Raw genomic sequence first — 14,424 nt, forward strand, 5'->3', positions numbered from 1 at the left:
ATGACGCCACTACACTTTGAAGAGCTGCTCAACCTCGACGGCAAAAGTGTGGTGCTTGTGCCCAGTGATGCCAGTGCCCGCCAGTTACGCGAGCGCATTGCGGTGGCGCGGGGCGAGCACGATCAGGCCTTTTTGGAAACCATGAGCGTTGTTCCTGTTGCGCAGTGGTTGGCTGAACTGTGGGACGAGAGCCTGCCCAGTCGCCAGGTGTTGCGGCCCATTCAGCTGTTGGCAATCGCGCAGAAGATCATCGAAAGCAGCGAGTTCTTCCCAGCCAACTGTCTCAACAGCCTCGCCATTGTTCGCCAGTTTGTCGATGCTTTCCAAATTCACGCCGCCTACTGCCTTGGCAGTAACCGTGAAGACTACCTGTTTTCCGCCGAGTACCAGGCTTTTTTCCATTGGCGCAGCGCCATGCAGGAGGCGCTGGACGAGCTGGACGCGATGAGTGCGGAGCAGTTACCAGCAGCGCTGAGTGCCGCGTTACCCGAGGGGCTATTGCAGTTGCCGGCGCGTTTAATTCTCTCGCCCTTGCTGCATTTAACACCCGCCACGCACGCATTTGTCGAGCAGTGTCGCGCGCAGGGTGTGCAGTGTTTTCAGCTCGACGACACGCCGCCTGATGCAGTGCCGAGCTTGTACGGCGCGACCCAGCTTGAGCAAGAGTGCGACGCCATTGCCAATTGGTTGGCCGGGCAGCTATTGCAGCAGCCCGAAGCGAATCTGGCGGTGTTGGTCGCCGACATGAATAATTACCGCGCCCCGCTTGAGCGCGCTCTGCAACGCCGGGTATTTCCGCAGTCGCTCTATGTCGAGGGCGAGGCGCAGGAAGCGCCCTGGGCCTTTGAGGGCAGCGAGAGCCTATATGCGTATCCCCTCATTCGGGCGGCTTGGGATGTGATCTCTTTGCGCCAGGGCGCACTGCCCTTGGAGCAGCTGAGTCGCGTGTTGCGCAGCCGCTTTGTGGCGGACTGGCCAGCCATGCGCCAGCCGCGCGCACAGTATGATCGTTTCTGTCGCGACCGTTTAGCGGTGCAATGTCAGCTTGGCGAGATGCTGGCCTTGGCGCCGTACTTTGGCGAGGACGCCGGGGTCGATGTATTGCAGGCCTTGCACTCGCACATTGGCGCGCAGCCGTCGCGGCAGCTGCCCTCGGCCTGGGTGCGCAGTTTCGACCAAATGCTGTTGGCGGCGGGGTGGCCGAATGCTGACAGCGATGACCCCGTGGTTGCAGACTGTCGCCGCGGTTTTAGCCAGGCCATGGATGTGTTTCGCGCCTTGGATCGCCAGTTGGGGGAGGTTGCTCATAGCGATGCCCTGCACTGGCTGCAGCATATTCTGACCACCAAGCGCTTTGCCGTCAGCCGGCGAAGCCCGGCCCGCATAAGGGTCTTGCAGTACGAGGAGGCACTCGGCCTGCACTTCGACGGCGCCTGGATCGCTGGGCTCGATGATGCAGCGCTGCCGCGCCGCGCTGAACCGTCACCGTTTTTACCGCTGCACCTGCAGCGCCAGGCGCAGGTTGATGGCTGTGAGCCCGGTTTGTGTTTACAGCGCGATCGCGCCCTGCTTGCAGAGATATTGCGCAGCGCCCCGGTGTTGGTGTGCAGCTATGCAGGCGAAGACCCCAGCGGCACACCCCGGGCGCCCTGTAGCTTGCTGCCGGCGATGACCGCGGCAGAGGCGGCCGATGGGGAGTTGCCGGTTCGCTGTCAGGGGCAGTTAACACATCCGCAGTCAGATGCGGTACGCCCGGTGGCCCCGGAGCAGCGGGCGCGGTTGCGCGGCGGCAGTGGTTTGTTTAAAGAATACGCTCAGAGCCCCTTTCTGGCCTTTTTAAAATACCGTTTGCGCCTCAAGGAATTTCCCCGGCCCGCGGAGGGCCTGGATCATCGCCTGCAGGGGATTTTGGTTCACGACAGCCTGGAAAAAGTGTGGCAGCGCTTGGGGGGCAAGGCCGCGCTGGACGCACTGGACTTTGCCGGGATAGAGCGGCTGGTGGCGCAGTGTGTGGACGAGGCCTTGCAGGGCTCGGAAATTAACCCGCAACGCTTTGGCGAGTCGCTGATGCAACTTGAAAAGACACGCGTGGTGGCGCTGATTAGCCATTGGCTGGAATACAAGGAGAAAGCGCGCCTGCAGGACTTTGACGTCGTTGCCCTGGAAACAGCGATGGATACCCAGTTAATGGGAATTCCGCTAAAGCTTCGCATTGACCGCATTGATCGCATCGGCGACAAGCGCCTTGTTATCGATTACAAAACCGGCGGCATTGATGGCAAGGCGCTCAATAGTGACTCGTTGACTGAGCCGCAACTGCCTATTTATGCGCTGGCCGCGAGCGAAGATAGCCCCGTCGATGGGGTGATGCTGGCCCAGCTGCGCAGCCCTGACGATTTGAAAGTGCATATGCGCAGCAACTGGGCCAACAGTGTTATTGCCAAACAGGCCCACGGCAATGATGTCGACAGCCCCGAAAAGTGGCAGGCCGAACTTCGCGCCTGGGAAGGCGCCCTGCAAAGCATGGCGGAGGGCATTTTGGCGGGCAATATCGCCCACGATTACAGCACGCAATTGGATCGCAGCTTTAGTGCGTATCTGCTGCCGCTGCTGCGCGATAGCGCCACTTCGGAGGACGAAAAATGAGCGAACTACTCAGTCCTCCCGATCAATCCCAGCGCGAGCAGGCGGTTGATCCCGCTCGTTCGGTGCTGCTCAGTGCGCCCGCAGGCTCGGGAAAAACCGGCGTGCTGCTGTTGCGTTATCTGCGCTGCCTGCTCTGTGTGGAACGCCCAGAGCAAGTGGTGGCCATCACCTTCACCAATAAAGCGGCGGGCGAGATTAAAGAGCGGGTGATGGCGGCTTTGCAGTCGGCAGAGGCAATGCCGATCAACAGTGTGTTCGACCGCGATATTCGCGACGCCGTATTGGCGGTGCGTGAGCACCAGGCCCGCTTGGGCTGGAACCTGCTGGAAAATAGCGCCCGCCTGCGTATTGCCACCTTCGACAGCTTTTGTGGCAGCCTGGTGCGGCGCTTGCCACTGCTGTCAGGCTTGGGCGCCGCCGCCCCGGTTAGCGACAGCGAGGCGCTTTACCGCGAGGCAATTCTTGAGCTATTTCGTCAACTCGACGATCCACAGTGTCCGGCGCCGCTGCGCGAGGCGCTGGAGAGTTTGCTGCGCTACGGCAGCAATCGCATCGAAACCTTGCAGCCGTTGCTGTCGGCCCTGTTGGCCAAGCGCGACCAATGGCAGGAAGATATCCTCAGCGCTGACCTCGATGTGATGGACGAGGCACTAACGGCATTGGTGAGCGAGGCGTTTGAGCGCCACTGGACGCCGCTTAAGCATTTTGGCATCGACGAGCTGTTTGCCGCCTACCGGGAGTCGTCCGGTAGCTGCGATGCACACAGTTGGGCGGCGCAGCTGCCCCAGCCGGAGGCGATTACCGTAACGGATCTGCCGGTGTTGGCGGAGGTGGGCCGCAGTATTTGCAAAGGCAGCGGTGAGCTCTATAAGCCGGGATCGGTGCAGCATGCCAAATTTAAAAAGGGCCAGCCGGGAACCGAACAGGCAAAAGACTGGTTGACGCGCGCTCAGGAAAGCGAACCGGAGGCGCTGGCGGCGCACTGGCAGGCGCTGGCAACGCTGCCACCTGCTACCTTACCCGACGGTTCCCGCGAGCTGGTGGGGCATTTTTGCGTGGCGCTGCGCTACCTGCTGGCGCAGCTGCGGCTGGTGTTTGAACAGCGCGGCGGCGTCGACTTTGGTGAAATTGCCCTGCGCGCCATTCATGCCCTTCGCACCGGAAGTGCAGGGGAGGTCAGTGACGCCATGCTGGTCGAGGATCGCATTGAGCACATCCTTGTCGATGAAATGCAGGATACCTCGGTCAGTCAGATCGAACTGCTCAAGGCGCTGTGCCAAGACTGGGCGCCGGATGACGGGCGCTCGGTATTCTTCTGCGGCGACTTACAGCAATCCATCTACGCCTTTCGGGGCAGCTTAGTCAGCCTGTTTGATGACCTGCGCCAGTCCGCCGACTTTGCGGGAAAATCCCTCGACTTGCTGCAGCTGCGCGCCAACTTCCGATCATCGCCGACCTTGGTCAACTGGGTTAACGGCTGTTTTCGTGGCTTGTTTGCCGAGCGTGACAGTGCCTATGTAGAAGCGCTGCCACAGCGGCAAAATCTCGGACGACTGCAGGTTCACCCCATCGCGGTGGCTAAAGATGTCGATGCTAGCGCCAGTGCCGCCCGCCGCGAGGCTGCTGACGTGGTGGGAATTATCCAGCGTGTGCAGAGGGAAACGCCCGAGGCGAGTATTGCGATCCTGGTGCGCGGCCGCAGTCACTTACGGGAGATTACCCCAGCTCTCAAGGCCGCCAATATTGCCTTTTCTGGTCAGGATATCGACAGCCTGGCGCAATTGCCGGCGGTAATGGATCTGCTGTCTATGCTGCGGGCGCTGTGGCACGACGCCGATGAGGTTGCCTGGTCAGGCCTGTTGCGAGCGCCCTTCGTGGGCCTGAGCTGGGACGATCTATTGTGCCTGCGCGAAACCGAAATGCCTCTGCGCGACGCCCTCTACGCCAGTGCCGAGAACACCGCGCTCAGTGACGAGGGGCGGCGCGTTTGCACACGCCTCGTCGAGGCCCTGAATTGGCTGGACTCACGGCCGGAGAGCCGCGACCTGCGCTGGGCGCTGCGCAGCCTGTGGCACCGCTTGGGCGGGCCGGCCTGCATTGCGCCGCACCAGCAAGCTGATATCGACCGTGTGCTTGCGGTGCTCGACGAGCACGCGCCCTCGGGTATTCTCGAAGACATCGCGGCCTTTGAATCGTCGCTGGCACGGTTGTTCGCCGCGCCGCCGAGCAGCCGCGTGGAGTTGATGACCATTCACAAATCCAAGGGCCTGGAGTTTGATGTGGTGATCCTGCCGGGCCTGGGCAATCGCGGCCGCAATGATGACAGGCCACTATTGGCCTGGCAGCGCCTGCAACAGCACATGCTGTTTGCCCCCAAGCCGCAGCGCAGTGGCGGTGATGAGCAGCGGCTTTACGACTACCTGTGTGGCGTGCAGAAGCAGGCGCTCAGTGAAGAGTTGGATCGCCTGCTCTATGTGGCACTCACCCGCGCGAAGGTGGAACTGCACCTGTTTGGCGTGGCGAGAATGAACAGTAAAGACGACCTCAAGCCCGATGCGGCAAGTTTTCTGGCGCGGCTATGGCCGGTGGTGTCGGCTGACTTCGAAGCCGCCGAGTTGCTGCAGGAAGGCGATGAAGTGTCGCCGTTGCGAGTGCCGCTGGCACCGAGGTTACGCGACTTTTCTGTGACACTGCAGCCGCCCTGGCAGGCGGAGGTGTACCCGGAGTCGCCGCTGCAACGGGTGCAGCGCCAGACCGAAAACGCGGTGCTTGAAGACAATATTGAAGAGCGCGCTGTTGGTATTGTGTTCCACGAATTAATGGAGCGGCTCGGGCGCCAGCAAACGAGCCGGGTGCTGATAGATGACCGCGCCAGATTGACCGGCGCATTGCGACAGCGGCTGCGCCATCATTGCCACCCCGAGCCGGGCCTGGAAGACAGTCTGGCACGAGTGCTGCACTTACTCGACAACACACTGGCCTGTGAGCAGGGGCAGTGGATTCTGCAAAGTTACGACTGGCAGGCCAGTGAACAAACCATTCGTCGCTTGATGGCAGGACAGTGGCAAACACTCATTCTCGATCGCGCGTTTATCGACAATCGCGGCGAGCAACCGCGCTGTTGGATTATCGATTATAAAACCGCTGAGGCACGGGGCTCTCTGGAGAACTTTCTGGCGGCCCAGCGTGAGCGCTACAGGAATAAAATGCAGATATACCGAGAGGCCTTGCAGGCAACTGGGTTAGAATGTCCGATTTCGTCGGCGCTGTATTTTCCTGCTCATCAGCGCCTGCTTTGTTTGGATGGACAAGATGATTAAATTCTCTGGCTTGGGCAGCCTGGTGTTAACGGGCATTCTGGCAGCCAGTTTGTCGGCATGCAGCTCAATGGTAGACCGCCAGCAGGTGGAATTTGAGGGTGCCAGCCTTGCTGCCACGCCCGCCGTGGAGTCTCGGGGTGACGTTCGTTCCGCGCCGGCAGATGGTAGCGGCCTGACTACCGCGCAGGCGCGCAAAGCCCTGCTGGGTAAGTGGTATGGCATTGCCAATAGTAAAACCGGTATTCGCAAAGAGTGGTTAGTAGAGCGAGCCGAAGATGGCACCTACCGCACAGACTTTCGCAGCACGCACCCCGACGGTCGGGTAGAGAGCCAGGCCGAGGTGGGCTTTTGGGGCGTTTCGGGGGATGTGTACTTTCGTATTTTTCGCGGCTGGGTGATGGTTGACGGTATGAAGCTGGCCAACGCGAAGAACCCGTCGCACTACGACGCCTACCGTATTGATCACCTGAGCAGCGAATTGATGCGCTACCAACATGTGGACAACGGCCGCCGCTATATTATGAAGCGCATGCCGGAAAACTTCCGATTGCCGGTGGTGTTGGAACAGAAAAACACCGCGCCGCTGAAGTTCGAGTTTTAGCCAAACCGTCAGGCGATTGGCAGAGCGCGCTTTGGCAAGCTAAAATCGCCGACCTTAATTTAACCAACACGCGGAGCTGCGTAATGGGCAGAGCCTACCAAAACCGAAAAGAGTCTATGGCCAAGACGGCCGCCGCCAAAACCAAGGTCTACAGCAAGTATGGCCGCGAAATATACGTGGTGGCGAAGTCGGGAGGGGCAGACCCCGATGCCAACCTGGCTCTGCGCAGTTTGTTGGACCGCGCAAAGAAAGACCAAGTCCCCAGCCACGTTATCAAAAATGCCCTGGATAAAGCGCAGGGCGGTGCCGGCGAAGACTTCTCGCCTGCGCGCTACGAGGGCTTTGGTCCGGGCAACTGCATGGTGATTGTGGATTGTTTAACCGACAACCCAAACCGTACCTTTGGCGATGTGCGCCTGGCGTTTACCAAAACCAACTGCAAGATCGGTACTCAGGGCAGTGTCAGCCACATGTTTGACCACTCTGCGATCTTTGTTTTTGACGGTGACGACGAAGAGGCGGTGTTGGAGGCGCTAATGATGGCTGACGTGGACGTCAGCGATATTGAGTGCGAAGACGGCAAAATCAGTGTGTTTGCGCCGCATACGGAATTCTTTAAGACCAAACAGGCACTGCAAGAAACGTTTGAAGGCATCGATTTTGATGTCGAAGAAATTCAGTTTTTGCCCCAAACCACCGCGCCGATCAGCCAAGATGATATGCCCATGTTTGAAAAATTCATGGACATGCTCAACGAGCTGGACGATGTGCAAAATATCTACCACAGCGCCGAACTACCGGCTGACTAATCAGCCGGTAGGCGCAGTACCTGCACCTCGCTGCTAGTAATATCGGCGAGCGTGTAGGGTGCCAGGCTTTTCAGGAAAGCGCCCACGGCGTTGCCCAGCAGTCCTTGTAAGGCGCAGTCGCCCATAATTCTGCAGGGCTGCTCTGCACAGTTGATCGGCTGCAAAGTGGTTTCAAACTCTTTTACGATGTCCAGCAGCGCGATGTCCTCAGGGGCCTTAGCCAAACTCAGGCCGCCACCTTTCCCCCGCACAGATTCAACCTCACCCCTGCGCACCAGTTGCATGATGACCTTCGATACATGGTTCGGGGAGATGCTGTAAAAGTCGCAAATATCCTGAATCGTAACGCGCTGCCCCGGCGGCTGCCCCGCCAAAAATATCAGGCTGCGAAAGGCGTAGTCCGTATGTTTACTTAATTTCATCTATCAGCCCTTTACCTGACACTGGAGTCGTGGCTATTATAGCGCCTCAAAACATGCATTTACTATGCATCTTTAATTGGAGAGAGATAATGACAACATTATATGAGCGTATAGGTGGCGAAGCAGCGGTAGACAAGGCCGTGGATATTTTTTACGAAAAGGTGCTGGCAGATGAGCGCATCAATAGCTTCTTTGAAAATATTGATATGTTCGCCCAGGCCCGCAAACAGAAAGCCTTCTTAACCATGGTGTTTGGTGGCCCCAATGATTACACCGGTGAGGACATGCGCAACGCACACGCCGGTATGGGCTTGAACGATGAGCACTTCAACGCCGTTGTTGAAGACTTGGCCGCTACACTGTCAGAGCTGGGCGTGGGCGACAGTGATATTCAGGAAGTGGCCAATATTGCGGAAAGTGTGCGCGACGACGTACTGAACCGCTAATTAAAGCCGGGCCAGGGAAGAAAACACCACGCTTAGCAGTTCCGACTGTTTGCCCACGCCCAGCTTTTGGTAGCTGGATTTAATGTGGCTGCGCACGGTGCTTTCTTTCACGCCCAGTTGCTGGGCAATGGCTGCCGCCGAGCAGCCGTCTGCCAGGCCCTGAATAACGCTGGCCTCGCTAGCGGTAAGGCCGAATAGCTTGCGCAAGCCCTGGTGGCTCAATTGACTGCGCAAGGTGTTGGGTTTGAGCTGCAGCAGTGCGCCAAGCTCCTGGTAACCGGGCCGTATCGACGGAATCAGCCAGGGTTCCACACTCATTTGATAGCCATTGTCGCTGTCGCCAATTCGGGCAAAGCGGCGCGCTTGGCGTTGTTTATTGTCGGTAAACGCCATCAAGTCATTGAAAAGTTGCGCGGCGTGGCGATCCAGCTGTGGGTGGTTGAAACGCAGTTGACGACCGCGATGCAGGGCAATGCCACGTTTCAGTAGCGCTTCTGCCATGCTGTTGTGAGACAGCAGTTCGCCCCTTGGGCTGAGCAAGAAGGCCGCGCTATCGACAATTCTCCCTACCGCCTCCAGGCCCATGCGGGTAATTTCGCCATCGATATTGCGCTTGTGAATGGCCAGCGCGTTCTGAATATGGGGGACAAAGGCATCCAGAGAGGTCAGCTCGTCGCGACTAAAGGGCTGGTGACTGTGGCTGCGTTGCAGGGTAACGCGAAACGCCCGCCCCTGACTTGGGTCTTCTATATAAGCGCCGCAAGCATGGCGAACATCGGCGGGGCGTGCATAGTCGGCGTAGAACTCAGAGGCTAGCAAGGCTTTGTCCGACAGCTCCTGACTGCCGTGAAATTTTTTCGGCGGGCGTTTAATCAGCTCGGCCGACCAGACATCCCGCTTGAGGTAGTAATCGATATAGCTTTGCATATCGCTCTCGTCGATATGCCGGTTCAGCATAACGTCGCCGTTTTTTTCCTGCGTGTTTTCCAGCATTAAGGTGGTAGAGCGGGTGGGAATGTCGGATTCCAGCAAGGAGAAAAAGGCTAGCCAGCCGTCTGCCTGATCCGCGTGGCGATAGAGCTCTCCAATGAGCTGCGACAGTCTGTCGTTGTCCATATATGTTTCATTACGCCGGTGCATCCTTGGCATTGAACAGCGATTCCTTTCGCCGTCCCCAATTTTGGGGAGGTAGAGCCACGACTATATAGTTAGTCTTGGTGCTGGGCAAACCCGTCCCGCCACATTCACTGCTTGTTAGGTCGGCAGTGAGTGTCTGCGGCGAGAAGTGTGTCGCTTGCGAATGTCACAGGGACTTCGCCGTGGAACCGGGCCGGCCAGGAAGTTCGCCCATGGGAAGGGATGCCCACTTACGCTACTGGTTTTGTGATGAGCGCCTCTATCCCGGCGCTGAGTGTCATGGGGGCAGTCGCGCCGCGAGATGACGATAATAGATGTATACAACGTTCAGGATGTTTGTCCTGATGAAGTTGCCCGCCACTTGCGAGAAGTTAGCGTACTACGCAGCGGGGCAATGAATACCCTGCAAGCTCTACTGCCAGATATGGAGTTCAAAGGTTTTTAAGCTTTTCGGTGTCACCCGTTTAGCTATGAATAGCACTTGGGGCGTAGGTCCACAGGTGGTTGGAAATCCGCAACCCACAGCAAATGTGGGCCTGACATGACGATTGGTAAAGGCGAAATACCATGAGCAGATACAAACTGAAATTGAGCGTGGCGACGGCCTGCTGTGCGGCGCTAGTCGCATGTGGCGGAGGAGGGGGCTCTGGCTCAGGCTCGTCGTCGGGCATTGCTTTGACCGGTAGCCCGGTGAAAGGACCGATGGCTAACGCCGAGGTTAGGGCTTACCGCTTTGCGGCCGATGAGAGCCACTATCAGGGCGATGTCTTGGATGCTGGCAGTACCGATGACCAAGCGGAGATTACTGGCTTGGCCGTCGCCAATAACCACAGCGGGCCGATACTGCTCGAGATTCGCGCTGTCAGTGGTACTGTAGATCTTGCCTCCGGGGTGGCGCCGGTGCTTACAGTATTTCGCACTGTTCTCGCCGATACGGGAGCGCTGCAGAGCCCAGTCTACCCTTCGCCGTTGACCACTTTGGCTTACGACTTAGCAGTCGCCAATGCTGACACCTTAGCGTACGGAGGCAATGCCGACGGCGTTGTCAGCGAGGCTGAGTTTGTCGCTGGTTTTGAGTGGGCGTCACGGCAGGTGGTGAGTACCTTAGGCTTCGGGTTGGATACGGATACAGACCTCAATAGCACCGCGCCCATGCTCACCGCGCAGACTGTCGATTCGACTTCCCAGGCCAAGGCAGCATCTTACCGAACAGCCATCGAGGCCCTGAGCGCGATTGTGGTGAATATGCGCGCCACGGCCGTTGCCAACAACAGTGCCAGTACCGTTAGTACGGACCAGATGCTGGCGGGCTTGGTACAGGACCTTAGTGATGGCGAGCTTGATGGACAGCAGGCTGGTCAGGCGATAGCCGCATTTAGCGATGTGCCCGACGTAGTGGCTGAAATTACTGTGGATCCGTCAAGCTTACTGGTACCTGGTACGTCGACGTCGGTTGTTGATGTCGAGAGCATTTTGATCAGCGAGCGCAGCGCCACAGGCGTCAATGTTGACAGTAGTGCACTGGAAAGTGGTGGCGATGCCAATCGAGATCCGGAGCCTGCCAATACGGTTCCGGATACGGATGGAGATGGCATCGTCGACGATGATGACAACTGTCCTCTTGTGACTAACGGTGACCAAGCTGACCTGGATGAAGATCAGCAGGGCGATGTCTGCGACGATGACCGCGATGGTGATGGCGTGATTAATGCGGACGACGCTTTTCCTGATGACCGCACAGAAGCGGTTGATACTGATGACGACGGCACAGGTAACAATGCCGACAAGGATGATGACGGTGATGGCGTTGCCGATGCGAATGATGCCTTCCCACTGGATAGTACTGAGAGTGTTGACACCGACGGGGATGGAGTTGGTAACAATGCCGATTCAGATGACGACGATGACGGTGTTGCCGATGCTGATGATGCTTTTCCCTTGGATAGCAATGAATCCGTCGACAGCGACGGGGATGGCACCGGAGACAACAGCGATATCGACCGCGACGGTGACGGCATCGAAAACGAGATTGATAACTGCCCAAATGCTGCCAACGAAGATCAAGCCGACAGTGACGGGGACAATATCGGTGATATCTGCGATGACGACAATGGTCTGCCGCAGGCCCAGTGGGACGGTTTTAATTGGGATCAGGCTGTCTGGCAGTAGCAAGTGCCGCCAACAATATTACTTATAACGGATTACCTAAATTTAAAAGGTGGATACCATGAAAAAATTACTGACTACAAGTGCTGCCCTACTACTCACCGTGCCGATGGCGATGGCCGGTACGGTGGGCTCCAGTGATATAACAACTTTTGAAAGTGGTACGGCCGCAAGGGCCGCTGATGTTAATGCGACTATCTCGGCACTGGTTGCGGCGATCAATGATAATGCTGATCGATTAACGGCGCTGGAGCAGGCAACACCGGATAATTCAGTGGTCGGTAATAGCTACCAGTTACTGAGTATTAATAGCTCGATTGCGGCGGGAGGTGTGCCCCCGGAAGGCTCGTTCAATGCTCATGCCTTTACCAATGTCAGCAACGGTAGCTTGAAGGCGACAATCAGTTTTTCTGAGGGTGGCAGCGCTAATTTTTCGATCGCCGCTGGTGACGATGCAGAATATGAAGTGAATATTCCCGACAACAAACTGCGCAACTATTCTGATGAGCCAGCTGAGAGCCAGACTGTGACATACGTGCAAAATGGCAGCGTTGTTGTAGTCAGCTTCCCTGAGGATGGCACGGTATTCGATGTTGAGTTCCTCGTCAGTGGCGATGGCTCACTGCTGACATCGGCAAATAAAGAGTATGATGCAAACGCGTCATTTGATGATGGCTCTTCAGGTGAGCTCGCCTTCGTCGAACTAATTATCGGCACCCGCACTGGAAATTGATCTGAGCATCGGCGCAGCCTGTCATATCGAGATGCTGCGCCCGCCATCAACGGCAATAATCTGGCCGTTGATATAGCTATCGCTTTGGAGCAAAAACCAGACTGTGCCGGCAATATCTGCGGCGCTCCCCCAGCGTTGCAATGGCACGCGCTCACTCACATTTCGCTGTTCGATCTCACCAAAGGCATCGCTGGCTACAGGCGGCAATATTGCGCCGGGGGCAATGCCATTCACGCGTACGTCCGGTGCCAGCTCCACCGCCAGTGATCGCGTCATCATTGCCAAGCCAGCCTTGGCAATACTGTAGACCGGGTGGCCCTGCAGGGGTTTGTCGCCGTAGATATCGACAATATTCACAATGGCGCCGCGGTGCTTGCGCAGCGCCGGAACCAACGCCTGGCTGAGAAAGAATGCGCCTTTGACATTGCTACCCAGCAGGCTGTCCCAATCGGCCTCGCTTACCTCGCCCAGCGCCGTCGGGTAAAACCCCGAAGCATTGTTGACTAAGGCATCCAGCCGCTGCCATTGCGCGAGGGCGTCGCTGGCCAGGCGCTCCACGTCGGCGATCTTTTCCAGATCGGCGTACAGCATAACGGCCGCGTCGCTTCGCTGCTGATTGAGTTCTTCGAGCAGGGCCGTGCCAGCGGCGCTTTCGCGGCGGCAGTGAATAATCACGCGGTAGCCCTGCGTGTGCAGTTTGCGACAAATGGTTGCGCCTATGCGCTGACTGGCACCGGTAATCAGTGCGACGGGGGGCGGGTTCATAAGCTCTCCGGCGGGGTTGGCGCGGAATTATCGCAAGTCATGGCGCGCTTTATAAGGATTTTGTTGCGGAATCTCCGCTGTGTATTTGCGCCGTGCGGATGTCGCGCTATGCTCAGCGTTTTCCCATTGCGAGTATTGATCATGGTTGAGTGGATCGCGAGTCCCGAGGCTTGGGTTGCCCTGGCATCACTCGTTGCACTGGAGATCGTGCTGGGTATCGACAATATTATTTTTATCTCGATCCTGGTGGGTCGACTGCCGGCGGCGCAGCGTGAGAAAGCGCGTCGCCTGGGCTTGGCTCTGGCAATGTTGGCGCGCTTGGGGCTGTTGTTTAGTTTGGTTTGGATTATGGGCCTGATTGAGCCCTTGTTTGTGGCGTTCGGGCAAGAGATATCGGGGCGCGATATCATTCTGGTGGTCGGCGGCTTATTTCTGCTGGCGAAGTCCACCCACGAGATTCATGCGAGTCTGGAGATTAGCGACGAAACCAGCACGGCGCCAGTGTCGGCCAGTTTTGCGTCGGTGATGGTGCAGATCGCGATGCTGGATATGGTGTTCTCGCTGGACTCGGTGATCACCGCCGTGGGCCTCGTCGACCATATTTCCGTGATGGTGATCGCCATTGTGGTGTCGGTGGCGGTAATGCTGTTTGCGGCAAAACCCATCGGCAATTTTGTCGACAGTCACCCCACTATCAAAATGCTCGCCCTGTCATTTTTGCTGATGATTGGCCTGACGCTGATGGCCGAGGGCCTCGATGTCCACGTTCCCAAAGGCTATATCTATTTTGCGATGGCGTTTTCCTTTGCGGTGGAAATACTCAATATTCGCGTGCGCAAACGCAGTCAGATCGCCTTGAGCAAGCGCCTGAGCGAATAGCTGCCGGCGGGGCGGGTCTGCGACAATTGGTCGCATTTCGGCAAACCCTGTAGATAACTAGAATGTTCGCCTTTTTACGCACTTGGGGCGAACTATGTCATCTCGTTTACCTGCCAGCCTGCTGGCACTGCTGGCGGCGCTATCTAGTCAATGGGCGGCGGCGGAGCACAGCAAGCTCGAAACCGTATTGGTTACCGCCACTCGCGAGGCGCGTCAGCTACAGGATGTCGCCGCCAGCGTTGGTGTACTTGGTCAAGACGAGTTGGAAGCGGTAAACCCCGGCCACTCGGCCGAGCTATTAAATCGCATTCCGGGTGTCAATATTGTTCAGCTGGGCTCCAGTGGCGAGGGCGCTGCGGCGGCGATCCGTCAGCCTGTGTCGTACGGCCCGGTTTACCTCTATTTGGAGAACGGCGTGCCCACTCGCAGCGCGGGCTTCTTCAATCACAATGCCCTGTATGAGGTGAACACCGCACAGCGATACTCGGTGTGAAGGTGGA

Annotated in this window: 13 protein-coding genes; 10 read left to right on the forward strand and 3 right to left on the reverse strand. The window is 57.7% G+C overall.

The window, feature by feature from the left end:
- The 4 genes from HNR64_RS14370 (at window position 1) to HNR64_RS14385 (ending at window position 7,376) form a co-directional block, all read left to right on the forward strand.
- The gene (locus HNR64_RS14370) at window positions 1-2,646 is read left to right on the forward strand and encodes a PD-(D/E)XK nuclease family protein (protein WP_204997125.1); all 2,646 of its coding nucleotides are present in this window, start codon (window positions 1-3) and stop codon (window positions 2,644-2,646) included.
- Window positions 2,643-5,966, forward strand: a complete 3,324-nt coding sequence (locus HNR64_RS14375) for a UvrD-helicase domain-containing protein (protein ID WP_204997126.1) — start codon at window positions 2,643-2,645, stop codon at window positions 5,964-5,966. Before HNR64_RS14370 ends, HNR64_RS14375 begins: the two co-directional genes overlap by 4 nt.
- Window positions 5,959-6,567, forward strand: a complete 609-nt coding sequence (locus HNR64_RS14380) for a hypothetical protein (protein ID WP_204997128.1) — start codon at window positions 5,959-5,961, stop codon at window positions 6,565-6,567. Before HNR64_RS14375 ends, HNR64_RS14380 begins: the two co-directional genes overlap by 8 nt.
- Before the next feature lie 83 nt (window positions 6,568-6,650).
- Complete coding sequence (locus tag HNR64_RS14385) at window positions 6,651-7,376, forward strand: YebC/PmpR family DNA-binding transcriptional regulator (protein ID WP_204997129.1); 726 nt, start codon at window positions 6,651-6,653, stop codon at window positions 7,374-7,376.
- On the opposite strand, the gene HNR64_RS14390 is transcribed toward HNR64_RS14385, so the two are convergent.
- Entirely contained in the window at window positions 7,373-7,798 is a 426-nt protein-coding gene (locus HNR64_RS14390) for an RrF2 family transcriptional regulator (RefSeq protein WP_204997130.1), read from the reverse strand. The two genes, HNR64_RS14385 and HNR64_RS14390, sit on opposite strands and share 4 nt — an antisense overlap.
- A gap of 89 nt (window positions 7,799-7,887) precedes the next feature.
- Here HNR64_RS14390 and HNR64_RS14395 point away from each other — a divergent pair, with 89 nt between their 5' ends.
- Window positions 7,888-8,244, forward strand: a complete 357-nt coding sequence (locus tag HNR64_RS14395) for a group I truncated hemoglobin (RefSeq protein ID WP_204997131.1) — start codon at window positions 7,888-7,890, stop codon at window positions 8,242-8,244.
- Here the strand turns inward: HNR64_RS14395 and HNR64_RS14400 are convergent, their stop codons facing one another.
- Window positions 8,245-9,360, reverse strand: a complete 1,116-nt coding sequence (locus HNR64_RS14400) for a helix-turn-helix transcriptional regulator (protein WP_204997132.1) — start codon at window positions 9,358-9,360, stop codon at window positions 8,245-8,247.
- A 322-nt stretch (window positions 9,361-9,682) separates the two neighbouring features.
- Here HNR64_RS14400 and HNR64_RS14405 point away from each other — a divergent pair, with 322 nt between their 5' ends.
- The 3 genes from HNR64_RS14405 to HNR64_RS14415 all read left to right on the forward strand — a co-directional run bounded on the left by HNR64_RS14405 (window position 9,683) and on the right by HNR64_RS14415 (window position 12,280).
- Window positions 9,683-9,826, forward strand: a complete 144-nt coding sequence (locus tag HNR64_RS14405) for a hypothetical protein (RefSeq protein ID WP_204997133.1) — start codon at window positions 9,683-9,685, stop codon at window positions 9,824-9,826.
- Between the two features lie 122 nt (window positions 9,827-9,948).
- A complete protein-coding gene (locus HNR64_RS14410; protein WP_204997134.1) occupies window positions 9,949-11,550 on the forward strand; it encodes a thrombospondin type 3 repeat-containing protein in 1,602 nt (533 codons plus the stop codon).
- Window positions 11,551-11,608: 58 nt separating this feature from the next.
- Window positions 11,609-12,280 (forward strand): hypothetical protein, encoded by a 672-nt coding sequence (locus HNR64_RS14415; RefSeq protein WP_204997135.1) that lies wholly within the window; start codon window positions 11,609-11,611, stop codon window positions 12,278-12,280.
- 21 nt (window positions 12,281-12,301) lie between these two features.
- Here HNR64_RS14415 and HNR64_RS14420 read toward each other — a convergent pair whose 3' ends face one another.
- On the reverse strand, window positions 12,302-13,045 hold the full coding sequence (locus tag HNR64_RS14420) for a pteridine reductase (protein WP_204997136.1): 744 nt from the start codon (window positions 13,043-13,045) through the stop codon (window positions 12,302-12,304).
- 108 nt (window positions 13,046-13,153) lie between these two features.
- Here HNR64_RS14420 and HNR64_RS14425 point away from each other — a divergent pair, with 108 nt between their 5' ends.
- Window positions 13,154-13,924, forward strand: coding sequence for a TerC family protein (locus HNR64_RS14425; RefSeq protein ID WP_239547883.1), 771 nt, complete (start codon window positions 13,154-13,156; stop codon window positions 13,922-13,924).
- Window positions 13,925-14,018: 94 nt separating this feature from the next.
- Complete coding sequence (locus HNR64_RS14430) at window positions 14,019-14,417, forward strand: TonB-dependent receptor plug domain-containing protein (protein ID WP_204997137.1); 399 nt, start codon at window positions 14,019-14,021, stop codon at window positions 14,415-14,417.
- Window positions 14,418-14,424: the final 7 nt, after the last annotated feature.

The sequence above is a fragment of the Spongiibacter marinus genome (genome assembly GCF_016906995.1).
Taxonomy (GTDB): Bacteria; Pseudomonadota; Gammaproteobacteria; order Pseudomonadales; family Spongiibacteraceae; genus Spongiibacter; species Spongiibacter marinus.

Bases quoted from the DNA above. Each gene is read 5' to 3' on its own strand.
- HNR64_RS14410 (WP_204997134.1), top strand. From the start codon at position 9,949: ATGAGCAGATACAAACTGAAATTGAGCGTGGCGACGGCCTGCTGTGCG.
- HNR64_RS14430 (WP_204997137.1), top strand. From the start codon at position 14,019: ATGTCATCTCGTTTACCTGCCAGCCTGCTGGCACTGCTGGCGGCGCTA.
- HNR64_RS14415 (WP_204997135.1), top strand. From the start codon at position 11,609: ATGAAAAAATTACTGACTACAAGTGCTGCCCTACTACTCACCGTGCCG.
- HNR64_RS14405 (WP_204997133.1), top strand. From the start codon at position 9,683: ATGACGATAATAGATGTATACAACGTTCAGGATGTTTGTCCTGATGAA.
- HNR64_RS14390 (WP_204997130.1), bottom strand. From the start codon at position 7,798: ATGAAATTAAGTAAACATACGGACTACGCCTTTCGCAGCCTGATATTT.
- HNR64_RS14400 (WP_204997132.1), bottom strand. From the start codon at position 9,360: ATGGACAACGACAGACTGTCGCAGCTCATTGGAGAGCTCTATCGCCAC.
- HNR64_RS14425 (WP_239547883.1), top strand. From the start codon at position 13,154: ATGCTCAGCGTTTTCCCATTGCGAGTATTGATCATGGTTGAGTGGATC.
- HNR64_RS14375 (WP_204997126.1), top strand. From the start codon at position 2,643: ATGAGCGAACTACTCAGTCCTCCCGATCAATCCCAGCGCGAGCAGGCG.
- HNR64_RS14420 (WP_204997136.1), bottom strand. From the start codon at position 13,045: ATGAACCCGCCCCCCGTCGCACTGATTACCGGTGCCAGTCAGCGCATA.
- HNR64_RS14380 (WP_204997128.1), top strand. From the start codon at position 5,959: ATGATTAAATTCTCTGGCTTGGGCAGCCTGGTGTTAACGGGCATTCTG.
- HNR64_RS14370 (WP_204997125.1), top strand. From the start codon at position 1: ATGACGCCACTACACTTTGAAGAGCTGCTCAACCTCGACGGCAAAAGT.
- HNR64_RS14395 (WP_204997131.1), top strand. From the start codon at position 7,888: ATGACAACATTATATGAGCGTATAGGTGGCGAAGCAGCGGTAGACAAG.
- HNR64_RS14385 (WP_204997129.1), top strand. From the start codon at position 6,651: ATGGGCAGAGCCTACCAAAACCGAAAAGAGTCTATGGCCAAGACGGCC.